This window comes from Sorangium sp. So ce726 (assembly GCF_051521405.1).
Taxonomy (GTDB): domain Bacteria; phylum Myxococcota_A; class Polyangia; order Polyangiales; family Polyangiaceae; genus Sorangium.
Map to the genome: position 1 here is coordinate 8,239,610 of NZ_CP150349.1, position 17,843 is coordinate 8,257,452.

Sequence of the window (17,843 nt, forward strand, 5' to 3'; positions counted from 1 at the left end):
CGTATTCTCACCTCAGTTTCCGCGGACGCGCAGACGGAACGAATCGGCCTGGGTAAGATCGGCGAGCAGGTCGAGGATGGTGTAACCGTCGGCAGACAGCTTGGCGTCGAGCTCATCGACGTCGCAGATGTCGTTCGGGTTCGGCTGCCGCCCGGTGGCGAAGGTGACCCACCGCTCGGCATAGTGGTGCTGGGCCGCCCGAGCAACGGCGATCTCGTTCATCAACTCGAGCGGTGTCTCGATCGTCTCGGTGACATCCATGTTGAAGTGGACGTCGGCGGTTCCATCGATGGGGCCGCCGAGCGGATCGGTGGTCTGCACCTGGCCGACGGCGTTGTACCTCTCGAGCACGAAGCCCGGCGGATTGATGTAAGGGACGTGGCACCCGGCGCACACCGCCGGGGAGGTCAGCGCCTCGACGCGCCGGCGTTGCGTGGTGTAGTCGCCCGGGACGACCGACGGCTCCACGGGAGGCGGCGGCGGCAGGTTGATCCCGATCAGCCTCGAGATGAACGCGCCCCGGAGGATCGGGCTCGTGGAGGCGTAGGACGAGTAGGAGCTCAAGAACCCGACGCGGGTCAAGAACCCCGGCCGCTCGGTCGGGTCGAGCTCCACCCGCGTCAGCTCCGCGCCGAAATTCGCTGGATCGAGCCCATAGAGCGCCGCGGTGTCCTCGTTGACGAAGGCGACGTTGCTCAGGAAAAGGTCCTCGAAGGACCCCCCTTCGAACGCCACCTCCTCGAAGAGGGCGTCCATCTCTGACATCATGGGAGCGACCGCGTCCGGGGAATAGTCGGGGTACGCGGTCGTGTCGTGATCGTGGACTCCCCAGTGCGAGCCCTGGCGAATGTCCGCGTAATCACGGTGGAAGGCGACGACGACCGGCGCCGTCTTCTCGCGGATCTGGATCATCCGCTGCGCCTGCGCCAAGATCTGCTCCTTGGTGGCGAGCTGGCCAGCGTCGGCCGCGGCGTTCAGGATGTCATCTGGAACGGAGTCCCAGAGGAGGAACGAGAGCCTCGCCGCCACTTCGTAGCTGGAGAGCTTGACGGCGCTTCCCTCTGCCTCCTCCGCCAGCTCGGGGCGCAGGATGAACGAGGGCGAGGCGAGGAAGGTGAAGAGGATGGCCTCGGCGATCTCGTCGGGCGTGCCCTGGGGCTCCACCGCGGTGAGCCGCAGGAAGCTCTGCACCTCTTCTTCGAGCAGAGGACGACGGAAGGCCTTGCGCCCGAAGTCGATGATCGTCTCTTCGAAGCACCCGGACGCCGCCGGATCGCAGCTGACGAACCTGGACCTGTTCGGCCCGGCGATCACCTCGGCGGCGATCTGCTCGGCGACCGCGAGGTAGGCGTTCCATGCGACACCCGTCATGTCCCCCTCGAAGTCGGGGGCGAGGAGCGTCGACGGCGGGCCGTTGCCGGCCATCGCCAGCGCCGTCACACCGAGCAGATCCCGCACCGCCGCGTCGTACTCCCGGTTGAGCAGGCGCGGGATCTGGGAACTCACCGGGACGCCGGGGAAGCAGGGATCCCCCCCGCCGCTGCCTGGGCCCTCCCCGACGCTGACCGTGGAGCCGTGGCCAACGCTGCCGCCGCCGGCTCCACCGCTACCGCCGTTGTCGTCCCCCAAGATCGTGATCTCACACCCAGCGACGATGAGCGAGAGCACCGAGAAGAAACCGAGTGAAGGTACGGCTTTCAAGAGCCTCATGACCAAGCCTCCCGCCGTAGCAATCTCCGAGGCTCTCCCCCGGGATCACAATTTCGTCGCGCGTCGCTCCCTGCGGCCGGTGATCAGAGCGAGAGGCCGGCGCCGACCCGGAGCGTCCACGTGACCGCGGGGACCTCGTGGATGAGCTGCGCGGGGTGCTCGAAAACGAACGATCGCCGCACCAGCGGAAATTCCGGTCCACCTTGCGCGTCGACCCGCACGAGGGACCCGAGCGAGGCGGTGACGCGCGCGAGGAGCCCGAGGCTGGCCCAGGGGACGGTGCCCTCCTCCACGTCGGAGATCGCCTCGCCGACCAGCCCGCTGCCGTGAAGGAAGCCGCCCTCCGCGCCCACGCAGGGCCCGAGCGAGAGCCGGCGTGCCGGACGGAAGAGGTCCGCGCAGGCGTCGAGCCGGCCGATCCCGCGCACGAAGCGGGCGCCGCCCGGCCCGGCATCGACCTCGCCGGTGGCGGCCACCTCGGCAGCGACGCGGAAGGCCGCGCCGAGGCCCAGATCGGCGCGCAGCTCGACGAAGGGCCCCCCGCCGAGCAGCGCCTCGGGGGCGACCCCGGACGCCGCGCTTCCCTGGACGCCGAGCGTCCACGGGCGCTCCACGGGCCATCGCGGCTGCGGAGAGCGCGACGCCCCCGCGACCGGTGACGGCAGGCGGATCGGCGCGGTCGCGGGGCGCGCGGCAGGTGCCGGCAAGGCAGCGGGCGGCGGCGCGGGCAGCTGCGGCGGGCTCCCCGCACCCGGCGCTGCGCCGCCGGGGACGCCGGCCTCCGCGGATTGCGCGGCCCCGGCCGGCTGCGCAGGAGCGGTGGGATCCGCGGCGGGTGGCGGGGCGGCTGCGGGATCCACGGCGGGCGCTGGAGCCCCGCCGGCATCCGGAGCCTCGGACGAGCGCGGCCCAACGGCCGGCGGTTGCGGATCGAGAGACGCGGTGGGGTCGACCCGGAGGGCCGTGATGAGCGCGAGGGCCGCGACGACCTCGCCGCACGTCGAGCCGTCGACCTCGCGGACGCGCGCGTCCTCGCCCCTGCCGAGCGTGATCCGGCCACGGCTCCTGCCCCCGCTCGAGGTGATGCGCACGCGCACGTCGAGCGCCGCTTCGTCCGCCGCGGCGGCGCGGGCGAGGTCCGTGCGCGCGGTCACCTCGCGCAGGAACGCCGCGGCGTCGGGACAGCCGTCGTGCGCCTCGTACGCGATGCGCAGGCGCTGGACCTCCGCCCAGGCGTCACCCCCGGTCAGGGCGCCGGCGAGCACGACGACAGCTGCGAGCCAGCGCGGGTGGAGCACGGCACTCTCGAACGCACGCACGGCGCGGGAGGGTACACCGAGCCATCGCCCGCGGCGGCATTGCGGTCATCGCCGTGCGCTTCTCGAGCGCGATCCCGGCCCCAGCGGCGCCTCCGCGTGGCCCAGAGCCGCGAGGGCGCTCGGCGCATCCTCATCGCCGGCGCGCAGCGGACGCGCCCATCGCACATTGGCACACCTCGAATCGATTCAGGCCACTATGAGCCGAACACCGTGGCGCAACGAGGTGTCCATCGCCGGAATAATTGACGAATTCCCTGGCACCATCCGTGCGAGAGCGCACGGCCCGTGGAGGTGTTCATGGCACAGTTTCAGCGTACAGCGCTCGCTCTCATCATCCCCGCCTCGTTGTCGATCGCCTGCTCCTCGTCGAGCGACGCGCCGCCACACGAGCCGCTCCAGCTGGGCGAGGCGCCGGCGGCGATCTGCGGCGGCGGCGCGACCCGCGAGGGGGACGGCTCCGGCCGCGACCCGGTGGCGGGCGACGGCTTGGGCACGAGCACGGGCGCGGGATCGAGCACGGGCTCGAGCTCGAGCGGCGGCTCCACGGACCCCAACACCGAGCCACCGGGTGAGCCTCCCGTTGGCGAAGGGGGCGCCGGGGGCAGCGGGGGTGCCGTGGACGGCAGCGGCGGCTCCGGGGGCGGGTGCGCCGAAGGCGGGGCCGGCGGCGGTGGCGGCTCCGGGGGCGGATGCGGCGACGAGGGCGGCAGCAGCAGTTCGGCCAGCGGCGGCGGCGGCGCGGGCGGCGCGACAACCGCCGGCAGCACAACGACGGGCAGCGGGGCCGGCAGCTCGCGGGACGCCGGGCCCCGGCTCGCGCCGCAGGCCAGCGGCGGCTCGTGCGCGGGGGTCAACCTCTCCACGCCGCTCACGCTGTACCTCTCGTCGGACGACTCGAACTCGATGGCATCTCCGGTCATCGTCCGCCGCCAGATCGAGCGCGGCGCGCCGCTGGTCGACCCCTATGTCATCCGCACGCACGAGTTCCTCAATTACTACCGGTACTCGTTCGCCCCGGCCGAGCCGGGAGAGCTCTCGATCGTATCGCAGCTCGGCTCCTGCGTGCTCACGGGCGATCTGGCGCTCCAGATCGCGGTGCAGTCGAGCCGGGCGCCCGCCGCGCGCGAGCCCATGACGATCACGCTGGTGCTCGACACGTCGGGATCGATGTCGGGAGAGCCGATCGAGCTCGAGAGGGCGGCCGTCCGGGCCATCGCGTCGACGCTCATCGAGGGCGACGTCGTGAACGCGGTCACGTGGAATACAGGGCAGAGCCCCGTGCTCGAAGGCCACGTCGTCTCGGGCCCCGACGACCCCGTCCTGCTCGAGGTCGCGAGCGCGATCGAGGCCGACGGAGGCACCGATCTGAACAGCGGCCTCGCCGCGGGGTACGCGCTCGCCAACACGCACAGGACCGCGGGCGGCATCAACCGCGTCGTGCTGATCAGCGATGGACAGGCCAACGTCGGGGTGACCGAGGAAGAGCTCATCGGAGGGAACGCCGAGGACGCGGACGGAGAAGGCATCTACCTCGTCGGCGTCGGCGTCGGCGACGGCGTGAACGACACGCTCATGGACGTGGTCACCGACGCCGGCCGCGGCGCGTATGTCTATCTCGACAGCGCCGACGAGGCGAGGCGCGTCTTCGTCGACCGGTTCGCCGAGACGGTCCTCGTCGCCGCGCGCGACGTGAGGATCGAGCTGACGCTCCCGGCGTACTTCGGCATCCAGAAATTCTATGGAGAGGAGTACTCGCCTGATCCGGCCAAGGTGCGCACGCAGCACCTCGCCCCGAGCGACTCGATGATGCTGTATCAGATCCTCCGCCCGTGCGACCCGTCGCTGCCGAGCGCGAACGACCCTTATCAGGTCCGCGTCACCTGGCGCGACGCGACGACCGGCGAGGCCAAGGAGGCCGTGCAGCAAACCACGCTCGGAGGGCTCGGGATCGACGACGGCAACCTCACGAAGGCGGCGGCGATCATCGCGTATGCCGAGGCCCTCAAGCAGCTCGCCGAGCTCGGCCCCGGAGAGCGCGCGAGCGCGCTCTCCGCCGCCCGGGAGACAGTCCTCGCCGCGAACACGACCGGCGCGGACGCCGATCTCCTCGAGATCGCCGCGACCCTCCAGAGGATGATCGACAACCAGGCACCGAGCCCCTGAGCGCCCCCGCCGAGGCGGGGCGCGCGGCCGCCCCCTGGCCGCGGTCAGCGGCGGCGCGGCGGCAGCGCTTCGGCGAGGTAGGTGAGCAGCTCGCTTTCGTCGTCGCTGATCAACCGGTCGACGCCGTCCTCGCGGTTATGGCGCCGGACCTGCAGCGCCCCGGCGGGGGTCTGCACCAGGACGCCAATGCGCTCGAAGCCGCGCACCGAGGCCGTCCGCAGCCGCAGCGTCGCCTCTTCGAACTTCGGATCGTTTCGCCCCGGGGCCGCGCGGATGTCGAGGAGCAGCGACATCGCCGTCCGATCCACCGGGGCGAGCGCCGCGGTGACCTCCCGACACTTCTGCTCGATCTGCTCGATGGAATCGAATGGCTCCGCGGACCGCGTGATCCTCACGAGCTTCGCTGCGTGATCTACGCCAACGACGAAGTGCGCGTTGCGCAGGACCTCCCTCATGAACACCGCGCCCATTGTAGCGCGCGGCGCGAGCGCCCGCGCCGCGCGGGTCCGCAGAAGCGCTTGGCGGCCGTTGGCCGCCTCACCAGCTGACGCGCGGAGCGCCCTGAGCCAGGCGGCCGAGGTCGAGCGGACCAGGCGCGTGCTGCCCTAGCACGCGAGCCGCTTCACCCAGGTAAGGACGAAGTCGCGGAACACCGCCACGTTCCGCGGCACGTGCCGCGCGCTGGGATAGACGAGGTACAGCGTCCCTGCGCGCTGCGACCACTCCGGCAGCACGTGGACAAGGCGCCCGCTCGCCAGCTCGGGCGCGGCGAGGACGCGCGGGAGCGGCCCGATACCGCCCCCCGCCCGGAGCACCGAGCGGATGAGCTGGAAGTCGTCGGTCGCGATGCGCCCTGTCGCCATCGCGTCGCGCACCGCGCGGGGGCCGTCGACGGGTTGCTGTCCGCGCCGGGCGCTCGGGAGGAACACCACCCGCTCGTGGTCGGCGAGCTCTTCGAACCCGCGGGGCAGGCCGCGGCGCGCGAGGTACGCCGGCGCAGCGAAGAGCTGCACGTAGGAGTCGAGCAGCTTGCGCACGACCAGCGAGGAGTCCGGGAGCTCGCGCGTCGCCCGGAGCGCCACGTCGAAGCCCTCGCGCAAGAGGTCCACCCGGCGCGTGGACATGTCGACCTCGATCGACAGCAGCGGGTAACGCGCGCCAAATTCGACGAGCATCTCTCCGAGGAAAGACTCCCCGCCATCCGGGGGAGCGCTCAGCCGTATCGTGCCCTGAGGCTGCCCTTGATAGGCGTCCAGCGCCTGCGCCGCGTCGCGGAGACCGGCGATGTGGGGCGCCACGTCGCCGAAGAAGCGACGGCCCGCGTCGGTCAGCGCCACGGCGCGCGGCGACCGCTGGAGGAGACGCACCTTGAGGCCGTCCTCGAGCCGCGTCACCGCGCGGCTCACCGTCGATTTCGGGACCCCGAGCTGCTCCGCCGCGGCGGTGAACGAGCCCAGCTCCGCCACCCTGGCGAACGCGGCGATCTCATCGAGCTGGGGCGCCCGGGTAGGGCGTGCTCGGGCTGCCGCGCGGGGGCTGGGCATGGTAGGACCTCACGAGAGGCGGGCGGCGTCGTTCGGGGGGCTCTCGCCAGGTTGCGCCAGCGCAACGTTGAGTTGAGCCGTTGCACGATAGCACCGGGCGCCGCGAGGGCGCATCAGGAAAGGCGTGGGCGCTCCGATCGGGAGAGCCCGCCACACCTCAGCGAGGCTCATCATGAACAACGTCAAGCGTTTCGCCCCCACCGCCGCCCGCATCCTGCAAGGGCTCGTGTTCTTCGTGTTCGGGCTCAACGGCTTCTTGCAGTTCCTGCCGCAGCCCCCGGCTCCTGAGGCCGCGGCCAGCTTCGCGGGCGCGCTCGCGGCGACCGGGTACATGTTCCCGCTCATCAAGGGGACCGAGGTCGTCGCAGGCGCGCTGTTGCTCTCGAACCGCTATGTGCCCCTCGCGCTCGCGCTCCTCGCGCCCATCATCGTGAACATCGTCGCCTTCCACACCTTCCTCGCGCCGGGGAACCCGCTCGCGTGGTTCATCCTCGCCATCGAGCTCTACCTCGCCTTCGCGTACCGCGCCGCGTTCCGCCCGATGCTCGCCGCGCGCGTCGACGCGAGCGCCGGCGCGGAGCAGAGCAAGCTCCGGCCGGTCGAGAGCGCGGCTTGAGCCGCCCGCCCGGTCGGCCGCCGTCACCGCCGCGGTGAGCCCTGATAAAGGATGCGGCCGCCGGTCTTCGCCAGGGCGTACCGGAAGCCGCGCGCCAGGTCGACGTGCGTGACCATCGCGCCGACGTCCAGGCCCTGGGCGACCATCATCTGCGCCGCTCCTGCGGTCACGCCGACGAGCACCGCCTCCGCGCCGAGCAGCGCCGCCGCCTGCGCCGCCCGGACAAGCTGGTTCGCCGCCGTGGCGTCGACCACCGCCATCCCCGTGACGTCGATCAGCACCACCTGCGCGTCGTGCTCGTGGATCTCCTTCAGCAGCGACGCGATGAAGCGGCTCGAGCGCTGGGCGTCCATCGTGCCCACCACGGGCATCACCAGGATTCCATCGGCGATCGGCACCACGGGGCTCGACAGCTCATGGATCGTCCGGAGCATCGACTCCTGGAGCTCGTTGGCCCGCTCCAGGTCGAGGGTCCGCTCGGAGATCCGGCTGAACAGCCGGGCGTTCTCGATGGCCACGGCCGCGGTGCCGGCCACGCGCTCGAGGAACGGCACGTCGTCGCTCCCGCAGGCGTCCTCACGCTCGCTGCTCAGGACGAGGACGCCGACCACGCTGCCTCGCGCCCGCAGCGGCACCCCGACGAGCGTCCGCGCGCCGGCGTGCCCGCGGAGGAGCGAGGCGTCCTCTCGGCCGTCGTGCCCGGCCGGATCGATCGCGAGCGGGCGGCCGGCATCGAGAATACGGCCGACCAGCGAGCGCGGCGAGAAGGACACACGCTCCTCGACGACGGGCTCCGTGCGCGCCGACACGCCGATCAACAGCACTTCGATCGGCCGGCCAGCGGTGTTGCACTCGACGCGCCGGCTCGCGACCCGGCGGGCCGCGTCGAGCGCGAGGTGATCGCTGAGCGTCGTGGACCACGGCGTGTGCTCGAGGGTGACGCAATCGACGCCGGTATGGATGATGCGTGAGGCCGGCAGCTCCGCGAGCGTCGGCTCGACGCCCCGGGTGATCATCCGGTGGACGATCTCGGCGGCGCGATACCCCATGTCGTACTCGCGCTGCACGATCGTCGCGTGGATCGCGCCCCGACGGAGCAGCGCGACCGTCGCGGAGAAGAGATCGAACGCGACGATCTTGAGCTCTCCGCCCCTGCCGATCTCCCGCGCGGCGCGGCCCCACGCCGGCCCGCCGCCGCCCGCCACCCCGAAGGCGCCGGCGATGTCCGGCCGCTGCTGGAGGGCCGCCCGCGCGAGCTCCGTCCCGAGCTCCTGGTCGTGGTCGCTGTCCTCGTGGGGGGGCAGCACGGTGAACTCCGCCCCTTCCATCGCCGCGCAAAACCCCTCGATGCGCTCGCGCGTGTTGATCGCGTCCTTCGTGGGCCGCTGCGGCGCCACGACCCCGCCGCTCGGCAGCAGCCGCCGCATCACCTCGCCCGCGAGCCTGCCCGCCGCCACGTTGTCCGTGCCGATGTAAATCGGGGCCCGGCTTCCCGGCACCGGCGGCGTATCGACGACGACCACCGGGATGTCCGCCTCCGCCGCGCGCCGGAACCCCTCCTCCGCCTCCTCGGGCGCGCCCGGAGCGATGATGATGCCGTCCACGCCGCGCCGGATGCCGTCCTCGAGGATCTCGCGCTGGCCCCCCGGGCCGCCGGCGGGGCCGACGCGGAAATCCACGGAGATGCCGAGGCCGCGCGCGGCGTCGACCGCGCCGTCGCGCATGGTGTGGAAGTACGTCATGGGGGCCGACCGCCGGGCCCGGAACACGCGGGCTTCCTGCTCGCCTGAAGCGGCCACGACGCCCTCTCCCCCGCCGGCGTCCTCGACCAGCCACAGGTCCACCGAGGCCCATTGCTGGTCGATCTGCACGCTCTTGATGCCGTGAGCGAGCGTGTCCAGCAGGTGGCGCGGCTCCACCGTGGTGCCCACCGCGTTCAGCACCTGCTCGAGCAGGCGAATCTCCTGTGCCAATCTGGCCTTCTCGTCATAGAGCCTGTGCCGCTCCAAGGCGGCCCCAGCGGCGTCCAGGAACACCTCGAGCATCACGCGGCGCTCGCCCTGCGGAGGCTCGAGGGTCGCCTGCTCCAGGGCGAGGTAGCCTGCCGGCGCCCCCCGGACGACGACGGGCGCGACCAGCACCCCCGCGTCGGCGGGCACGGCCCCCTCTGTCGCGATCGCGAGAGGCAGGTGCGCTTCATACCACGCATGTGCACTGACAACGCACATCCCACGGGCCGCCTCGGGCGCTGCGCGCGGGGCGCGCGGGCCGCTCTCTGTGGCGAGGCCCGCGTCGGTCGGGAGGCTCACCCCCTGCCGAGCGAACGCGTCAAACCCTTCGAGTGCCCTGTAGACGAGGCGGTGCCCTTCGCAGAGGAGCAGGCTGCCGCGCGGCGCCCGCGGCGCGATCGCCATGGCCCGTCGCACGATCTGCTGCAATGTCGCGAAGAGATCCACTCCATGGCGCATAGGTCCCACTCGATCCGCCGTCACGACGTGCGACGCGATGGTCCAGAAGGCGCGATGAATCACAGTTCTGTCAAGGTCGATTTGCCCATCTCCCCAGGCGTGCGGGCCGGCTCGCGGCCCGCCATCGACGGCCGAGGTCGCCGCGGCGCGCGCCGCGGCGTTGCGGAGGTGGCGAGTCGCCCGCGCGGCGCGCGCTACTCGCAGGGCAGGATGCGCAGCACCTGGATCGTGGTGTTCGAGCTGCCGGGCGCGGCGAAGGCCACGCTCCCGTCGGGAAACGCGACGAAGTCCTGGTAACGATTGCCGAGCACGTCGACCTCCAGCGGCTCGCCCTCGGCCTCGCCGGTGGCGCGGTCGCGCGTCTGTAGGAACAGCGCGCGCGCCGCGTCGTTGCGGGCGATATCACCGGCCCTGGTCGTGGTCTCCCAGGCCGCGAGCATGCGGGAGCGGCCGTAGGCGGCCAGGTGCGGAGCGCGGTGGTTCATGCCCGCGTCGCTGGCGATCGTGAGGTCCTTGTCCGCCGTGCCGTCGGTGAAGTGGAGCAGCCGGACGTCCGCGAGCCCGTTCGCGCCCGCCGGCTGGCCCGAGCGGATATTGCTCGTCGTGAGCCAGTAGCCGCCGCCGGCCGCCGTGACGAGGTTCCCAAGGTTCGAGTAGGCGAGATCGACCGGATAGATGGTCTTGTAATTCGGCGCGAAGGAGATGCGGTTGTTGTTGTCGGTCTTGCACACCGTCACGAACTTCCGGGCGCTGTCGTCCCAGAGGATGCGCTCGTAACCGCTGTGGCTGCAGCCCCAGTCGAAGCCGTCCCTCTGCAGCGCGCCGTTCGCGTCGACGACCTTCATGCGATCGCCCTGATGGATGTTGATGCACCCGCCTTGCGAAACGCTGATCGCGGCGCCGAAATAGCCCGCATAACGCGAGCCGTCGAAGGCGATGCGGCCGTGGTGCGCGTACCACCAGATCATGTACACCTGGGGTCCGGTGGGTCCCGTCGAGTACGGCGGCAGCGCGGCGCTCGAGCTCGTGAGCTTCGTCGCCCAGGTCTCGCGCTCGCCGTCGAAGCGGACCATGTACATGTCGTGACAGGCGATCGGAGGGGACGGCGGCGTTCCGCACAGGTTCGAGGGCGTGCCGCAATTCAGCGTCCCGCCTCCCTCGGCATCGCGGGTGAGCAGCAGCACGCCGCCGTCGTCGTCCGCGTAGAGGTCGGCGAAGTCGTTCGCCGGCAAGCCGAACGAGCGCCCCACGGCCTTGTCATCGGCGTCGAGCTCGAGGACGTGGACCTGCCCGTCGTCGCTCATCCATGCCAGGCGCGACCCGCCGGACGGTATCGGCGAGATGACGAGCGGCTTCAGCGCGGCCTCGTCCTCGTTGTTGACCACGCGGCCCCCGACGTCGACCTGGGTGATGCGAATGCGGTCGCGGGTGACGCCGCACGTGCCTGGGCCCGGATCCCCGCCCGCACCTCCGCCGCTCACGCTCGACGCTCCGCCGCCGCTCGCGCTCGACGCCCCTCCCCCGCTCGCGCTCGACGCTCCACCGCCGCTCGCGCTCGACGCTCCACCGCCGCTCGCGCTCGACGCTCCACCGCCGCTCGCGCTCGACGCCCCTCCCCCGCTCGCGCTCGACGCCCCTCCCCCGCTCGCGCTCGACGCTCCGCCGCCGCTCGCGCTCGACGCCCCTCCCCCGCTCGCGCTCGATGCGCCTCCGCCACTGCTCGACACCTCACCGCCCGACTCGCCAACGCAGCCCTGGGGCAAGGTGACAAGAACCAAAGACCAGATGACTCGCATGCATCGTCTCGACATCTCGCCACGCTACCGCGCGAACCGGCCCGCCATGGGGCAGAATCTCCGCTCGGCGCATGAGGAACGCCCTCTGGCGCTCAGCGTCCTGTGCGGAGATCTCGCCGGCCAGGACACCACGCCAGCACCCCGGACCAGAACAGCCATCGATGGCGGACATTCGCTCACCCACCACCGCGCGACGATTCCCAGGATCCTCCCGCAGGCCCCCGGGTGAGGGGGCCAGGCGGCTCGGCAAGGCCTCCTGCGACGCCAGAGGCGCCCCTGGGCGACGAGCCCCTGGGCGACGAGCTCTCGGTGCCGAACCGTCGCTCGTGATCCGCCGCGATGGCCGCAGTCTGGGGCGCTCAGGACCACCGTCCGCCCCCTCGTCAGGCGGGTCCTGGCGAGCGTTGACATGCACACGCCGACCTGGTACGCGGGCGAAGCGTCCGGGCGAGCACGGCTGGCGGCAAACGATGCGGGTGAGTTCTTGCCTCGCGAAGCGACGGACGCGCAGGGCTTGGCCCCTCTCAGGGGTCACCCACGTCGAAGTTCCACCACCAGGCGCTCAAATGCCATGTTGCTGTAAGAGACCGCCGCCATGGACCGGCTCGCTCAACACGGCCGGCGTCGCAGGGGGCGGCAGCGCGAGCGCCTTGACGGATCCAGCGAGGGCAGCGCAGGCAACCTCGGTAAGGTCTCGCGCTCGTCCGTGCGGGGGAGGTTGACGCGGCACAGCTAGCCAGAGTCAACGGTGCGAGGCGCCGGAGGGCTACCCTAGCCTCCGACCCGGCACCATGTTATTGCTAGCCCGCCGATTCCGCCACGCGCGCAATTGATGCGCGCCGGTGGTTCGCCTGACTTGAGGAGCGCTGGAGCCACAACAAACGCAACAAGCTTGGAAGCCCAACTCGGGCGTGGAGACGCCGCCTCCACCCTGGCCCGCAGACCAGAGCCCTGGGGCTTACCGCGCGGACACCGTTGTCGAAAGCGCCCTCTGACACTAAGGCACACGCAAACCACGAGCTGGAGATCCGTTTATGACCGTTGTCACTGGAGACAGAGAGTACTTCCCGGGTGTTGGCAAGATCCCCTACGAGGGGCCTGAGTCCGACAACCCCCTTGCGTTCAAGTGGTACGACGCCAACCGCGTCGTTGCCGGCAAGGCCATGAAGGATCACTTCAAGTTTGCCGTGTGTTACTGGCACACGTTCTGCGGGCGTGGGCACGATCCGTTCGGTCCGGGGACGATCAACTTCCCCTGGGATGAGGGCAAGGACGCGCTGGCCCGCGCTCGCATGAAGATGGACGCGAACTTCGAGTTCATCACCAAGCTGGGCGCGACGCACTACTGTTTCCATGACATCGACCTCGTGGAGGAGGGCGAAAACCGCGCCGAGACGTCGCGTCGCCTCCAGACCATCGTCGAGTACGCCAAGCAGAAGCAGGCGCAGTCGGGCGTCAAGCTGCTGTGGGGCACGGCGAACCTGTTCTCCAACCCGCGTTACATGAACGGCGCCTCCACGAACCCGGATTTCTCCGTGCTGGCCTACGCCGGCGCCCAGCTCAAGGACGCCCTCGACGCGACCATCGCGTTGAACGGTGAGAACTACGTGTTCTGGGGCGGCCGCGAAGGTTACATGAGCCTGCTGAACACGGACATGAAGCGCGAGAAGGCGCACTTCGCTCGCTTCTTGACCGTCGCTCGCGACTACGCGCGCTCGCGCGGCTTCAAGGGTGTCTTCTTCATCGAGCCCAAGCCGATGGAGCCCTCCAAGCACCAGTACGACTTCGACGCCGAGACCGTGATCGGGTTCCTGCGTCAGCACGGCCTGGACAAGGACTTCAAGCTCAACCTCGAGACGAACCACGCGACGCTCGCCGGCCACACCATGGACCACGAGATGCAGGTGGCGGCGGACAACGGCATGCTCGGCAGCATCGACGCCAACCGCGGCGACTATCAGAACGCGTGGGACACCGATCAGTTCCCCTACAACATCAACGAGACGGTCGAGATGATGCTCATCCTGCTCCGCAGCGGTGGGTTCCAGGGCGGCGGCGTCAACTTCGACGCCAAGCGCCGCCGCAACTCGAGCGATCTCATCGACACCTTCCACGGCCACATCGGCGGCATGGATGTGTTCGCCCGTTCGCTCCTCATCGCCGATGACCTGATCCGCAAGTCGCCGCTCGAGGCGATGCGCAAGACGCGTTACGCGTCCTTCGACGGCGGCAAGGGCGCCGAGTTCGAGCAGGGCAAGCTGACGCTGGAGCAGCTGGCCGAGATCGGCAACGCTGGCGGTGAGATCAAGCTCACGAGCGGTCAGCAAGAGCTGTACGAAAACATCGTCAATCGCTGGATCCGATAAGTCGAGCGATCGCGGGGACGACAGCCGGGTGACGCCGTTGCGCGCCCGGCTGTTTTTCTTTGTGAGAAGACGTCGATCTCCTGCGGAGGATCCACTCTGCGACGGCGACGTTGATCACCCAGCCAGCGCCCATCAGAAGCGCTCTGACGCCCTCGCCCGGCACGCCGAAGAGCAGCACCCACGGCACGTGGGTCAGCACCTGAGTCCCCGCGCCCAGACCGATCGCGTAGCCTCGCAGCATCCAGGCGCCGTGGCGGACGAAGTCGCGCCGCCAGATGGCGACCAGACCGAGCACGAGCGACATGAACATGGCAGAGCCGAACAGCACCCGGAGAACGGCGAGGGCGTCGCCGTCCCCCTTGGGGAGCTCGTAAGACGCCTGCATCCACAGACCCGAAGCGGCAGCCACGAGCCCCGACGGGGCCACAGCCCACCCCGCCGCGCGATGCCAGCGAGGCTTCCGGCGGCGAAAGCCCGAGGAGAACTGGAACGCACCCAGGATCGAGAATACACTCACACTGAAAATGTGCAGAACAATGGGCACGGGCGCAGCGAAGAAGCGCGCGTTGTCCGGGGTGACCCTGGCGCCGATGCTCAGCTCGGCCAGGCGGAAGGCGCCGGCCACGACAGGGACCGCGCTGAGGCCCAGCAGAAGCGCGGGTACGAGCCAGTCTCGCTTCGCCGAGGGGGTCGTGGTGCTCTCGTTCGTCATGGCACCAAGCTAGTGATGGCCATGATGGCGTCGCAATTGGCGCAAATGTCGGATCGGAGTTGGCCGATTGCCCGATGGGGCGATCGTACTTTCGGCCAGGTGCACCGCCACCCGGCCCTGGGCTGGCGGCTCAGTCGCGGACGCGGCCGGTCTCGTAGGCCCAGATGGCGATCTCGACCCGGTTGCGCGCGCCGAGCTTGGTCATGAGGCTGGCGACGTGCGCCTTGACGGTGCTCAGGCTGATGTGGAGCTCATCCGCGATCTCGGCGTTGGTTCGACCGCGGGCCACGGTGAGGAGGACCTCCTCCTCGCGGGCGCTGAGGGCCTCCCCGGGCTGTGCTCGTGGCTGCTGGGGCTTGGAGGCGGCGAACGTGGAGAGGAGGCGGGCGGTGACACGTGGAGCGATCAAGGCGTCGCCGCTCGCGGCGGCGCGGATGGCCTGCGCGAGCAGGTCGGGACCGGCGTCCTTCAGCAAGAAGCCGCGTGCCCCGGCCTTGAGGGCGCCAACCACGTAGTCGTCATGATCGAAGGTTGTGATCACCACGACCGCCAGGGGACGGTCGACGGTCGGGCCGGCGAGCCGTCGGGTAGCCTCGATGCCGTCGATCCCGGACATGCGAATGTCGAACAGGCACACGTCGGGACGGAGAGCGAGCGCCAGCTCCACCGCCTTGTGTCCGTTGTCGGCGACGCCCACGACCTCGATGTCAGGCTGGGCGCCGAGGATGATGCTGAGCCCGGTGCGGACGATCTCTTGATCGTCGGCGACGATGACGCGAATGCTCATGTTGTCCGTCCATTCCGAGGCAGCACGGCCGTCACCGTCCAGCCGCGCTGTGAGCCCGGGCCCGCATGGCATGTGCCGCCGAGCAGCGTCGCTCGTTCGATCATGCCGACCAACCCGTATCCCGTCGACGTTGAATGGCCAGCGTGGGCCCCCTGGCCGTCGTCGGTGACCCGCAAACGTACGGACGTGTCGTCGGCCGTGACCTCCACGTCAATCCGGGTCGCGTGGCGAGCGTGCCGGCGAGCGTTGGTGATCGACTCCTGCGCGAGGCGAAAGATCGCGGCGGAGACCGACGAGGGCAAGTCATCGAAGCTCCCGGTCAACTTCACCTCGACAGCAGCCCCTGCGGCGGATGGGCCTGCGAGCTGTCCGAGGTCGGCGACCCGCGGGCTCGGCGCGAGCTCGGCCGACTCGCCGCGACGCAGGAGCCGGACCATCGTGCGCATCTCGCCGAGGGCACGAGATGCCTCGTCCGCGATCACGCGGAGCGCGTCGACAGGAGCCTCGGGGCGAGCCGAAGCGGCGACGAGGCCAGCCTGCGCGCGGATCGCGATCGCCGATACATGGTGGGCGACGGTGTCATGAAGGTCGCGGGCGATCCGCTCTCGCTCGGCCAGCTTGGCTTCATCGAGCTCTCGCAGACGCACGCGATCCCGATAGCGCACCGCCGCGCCGAGCGCCATCGTGGAGAGCAGGACGGCGTAACCCCCGATGACATCGCCGGTCCTGGCATGAGAACGGATCATGTCGACCGCCGCCGAGGTCACCATGATCGGCAGCCCGATCGTCGCTTCACGCCCCGTACCCCACCGGAACAACGAATAGGGCAACAGCACCATATAGACCATCGCGTACAGCCCTGGTGACGCGCTGCCGGTCACCATCACGGCGAGCTGTATCGCGATGAGAAGGCCGAACGCGATCACGACCATCTGCAGCGGTCTGGTTCTCCGCCAGAGCAGCGTCGGCAAGAGCCCGATGCAAAGGACCAGCGAAGCGATCCGCCACGGCAGGTCGCGCCGGATCGCGACCTCGAGCGACCCGAGCGCGGCGAACACGCCCAGGAGCACCCAATCCATCCGGACGCGTCGAGGGGGGTGCGGTGCTCGCGGCTCGGACCACACGGATCGAAAGAACTCGCGCACCTGCCTCATGGTAAGGGCCGGGTTGACTCCAACTCCATCGTCCGAGCGAACCAGCACGACGACCTGGCGTGCTGGTCGCAGCATAGACCGGATAGACGCCGCGCACGAGGTCTCGATGGGGGCGTCCTCGCGATGGTCCGCTGCGCCGCGCGGATCGACGCCCCGAAGCTGCCGGCAGGGAGGCCTCCCCTGTCCGATGGCTCACATTCTCGACTCGGCCACGGATCGACGCTCGTTACAAGCAGAGCCCCTGTCCGCAGACGAGGGTGCATTCACAGCCGGTCTCCTGGAGGCCTCCGGAGATGCTGATGTCGGTGTTGCCGGCCGCCTTCAGGTTGGCTTCGATCCTCTCGAGAGTACAAGCCGGGAGCTTCAGGTTGCCGGTGATCTGTACGTCCTCGCCCACGGTGCGCAAGGCATCGAGCCGCAGCGTCGCGAGCTCCGTGTTTCGATGGATCCAGAACCGCTCATCGACGGTCTCGAGCTTGCGAAAATCGGCTTCCAGCAGCTCGAACGCCAGATAGATCCACAACGTACCGCGAACTCGCACCAGGTTCGGCATGCGGATCGCCTTGATCCGCGCCGTGGCCGGCTCGGCACCGCCCTCGGCCTGGATACCGCCGACCTCGAGCAAGCTGGGCAAGTCGAGCGTTCCAGCGAAGCCGGGGCTGACCGAGATCGTGCCGCTGATCGTGGAGTAAGCGCGCGCTGCCAGGACGTCCGCGTCCGACGCGATGAGCAGATCGCCTTGATAGACGCTGCCTTCGAGCGCCTCCGGGCCGCTCTCGCAATCTCCAGCGCCGCCCTCTCCGGCCCCACCCGCGCCCCCAGCAGAAGCGCCCGACGTTGCGCCAGGGTCCGTGTCGCCGCCCGAGCCGCCCTCCCCCGCCCCGCCGCCGTCGCTGCCTCCGCCCAGACCTCCCGACGCACCGTCAGAGGTCCCGCTCGTCGCGCCGCCCGAGCCCCCCGTCACCGTGTCGCCCGCGCTGGCGCTGTTCCCATCGCCCGAACCGCACGCGACGAGCAACGACACCGCGGCCATCCACGTGAGCCGGCCGAGCCACAATCGAGCCGAGCGTCGGATTCTTGCGCCTTCGCCGGCAGTTCCGTCAGCTGAATTCACACCGTTCATGAGAGGGGAGGAAATCGAATCGTTTCGGAAGCGTCAAGCCCCCAGCCATTACGCGACGTGCTCCGAGTCGACAGAACAATCGTTT

13 protein-coding genes are annotated in these 17,843 nt (G+C 70.2%); 3 read left to right on the forward strand and 10 right to left on the reverse strand.

Annotation, left to right across the window (positions count from 1 at the left end):
- Positions 1-12: 12 nt before the first annotated feature.
- Positions 13-1,710, reverse strand: coding sequence for a DUF1592 domain-containing protein (locus tag WME79_RS30495; RefSeq protein WP_437521983.1), 1,698 nt, complete (start codon positions 1,708-1,710; stop codon positions 13-15).
- A gap of 83 nt (positions 1,711-1,793) precedes the next feature.
- Positions 1,794-3,008 carry a hypothetical protein gene (locus WME79_RS30500; RefSeq protein WP_437521985.1) on the reverse strand — a complete coding sequence of 405 codons (1,215 nt, stop codon included), beginning with the start codon at positions 3,006-3,008 and terminating at the stop codon, positions 1,794-1,796.
- Between the two features lie 318 nt (positions 3,009-3,326).
- Here WME79_RS30500 and WME79_RS30505 point away from each other — a divergent pair, with 318 nt between their 5' ends.
- Complete coding sequence (locus tag WME79_RS30505; protein ID WP_437521987.1) at positions 3,327-5,192, forward strand: vWA domain-containing protein; 1,866 nt, start codon at positions 3,327-3,329, stop codon at positions 5,190-5,192.
- Between the two features lie 44 nt (positions 5,193-5,236).
- Here the strand turns inward: WME79_RS30505 and WME79_RS30510 are convergent, their stop codons facing one another.
- Entirely contained in the window at positions 5,237-5,647 is a 411-nt protein-coding gene (locus WME79_RS30510; protein WP_437521989.1) for a hypothetical protein, read from the reverse strand.
- Positions 5,648-5,797: 150 nt separating this feature from the next.
- Positions 5,798-6,736: a LysR substrate-binding domain-containing protein gene (locus tag WME79_RS30515; RefSeq protein WP_437521991.1), complete on the reverse strand. Its 939-nt coding sequence runs from the start codon at positions 6,734-6,736 to the stop codon at positions 5,798-5,800.
- A gap of 172 nt (positions 6,737-6,908) precedes the next feature.
- On the opposite strand from WME79_RS30515, the gene WME79_RS30520 reads away from it, so the two are divergent.
- On the forward strand, positions 6,909-7,352 hold the full coding sequence (locus WME79_RS30520) for a DoxX family protein (RefSeq protein ID WP_437521992.1): 444 nt from the start codon (positions 6,909-6,911) through the stop codon (positions 7,350-7,352).
- A 23-nt stretch (positions 7,353-7,375) separates the two neighbouring features.
- Here WME79_RS30520 and WME79_RS30525 read toward each other — a convergent pair whose 3' ends face one another.
- Together WME79_RS30525 and WME79_RS30530 are read right to left on the reverse strand one after the other, a co-directional pair.
- Positions 7,376-9,820 carry a substrate-binding domain-containing protein gene (locus WME79_RS30525; RefSeq protein WP_437521994.1) on the reverse strand — a complete coding sequence of 815 codons (2,445 nt, stop codon included), beginning with the start codon at positions 9,818-9,820 and terminating at the stop codon, positions 7,376-7,378.
- A 194-nt stretch (positions 9,821-10,014) separates the two neighbouring features.
- Positions 10,015-11,616, reverse strand: coding sequence for a hypothetical protein (locus WME79_RS30530; protein ID WP_437521996.1), 1,602 nt, complete (start codon positions 11,614-11,616; stop codon positions 10,015-10,017).
- A 1,034-nt stretch (positions 11,617-12,650) separates the two neighbouring features.
- On the opposite strand from WME79_RS30530, the gene xylA reads away from it, so the two are divergent.
- Positions 12,651-13,982: a xylose isomerase gene (xylA, locus tag WME79_RS30535; protein ID WP_437521998.1), complete on the forward strand. Its 1,332-nt coding sequence runs from the start codon at positions 12,651-12,653 to the stop codon at positions 13,980-13,982.
- On the opposite strand, the gene WME79_RS30540 is transcribed toward xylA, so the two are convergent.
- The 4 genes from WME79_RS30540 to WME79_RS30555 form a co-directional block, all read right to left on the reverse strand.
- Complete coding sequence (locus tag WME79_RS30540; RefSeq protein WP_437522000.1) at positions 13,963-14,694, reverse strand: DUF2306 domain-containing protein; 732 nt, start codon at positions 14,692-14,694, stop codon at positions 13,963-13,965. The genes xylA and WME79_RS30540 overlap by 20 nt on opposite strands.
- A 130-nt stretch (positions 14,695-14,824) precedes the next feature.
- Entirely contained in the window at positions 14,825-15,481 is a 657-nt protein-coding gene (locus WME79_RS30545; protein WP_437522002.1) for a response regulator, read from the reverse strand.
- Positions 15,478-16,635: a sensor histidine kinase gene (locus WME79_RS30550; RefSeq protein ID WP_437522004.1), complete on the reverse strand. Its 1,158-nt coding sequence runs from the start codon at positions 16,633-16,635 to the stop codon at positions 15,478-15,480. Before WME79_RS30550 ends, WME79_RS30545 begins: the two co-directional genes overlap by 4 nt.
- Positions 16,636-16,861: 226 nt before the next feature.
- Entirely contained in the window at positions 16,862-17,659 is a 798-nt protein-coding gene (locus WME79_RS30555; RefSeq protein ID WP_437522006.1) for a hypothetical protein, read from the reverse strand.
- Positions 17,660-17,843 lie beyond the last annotated feature (184 nt).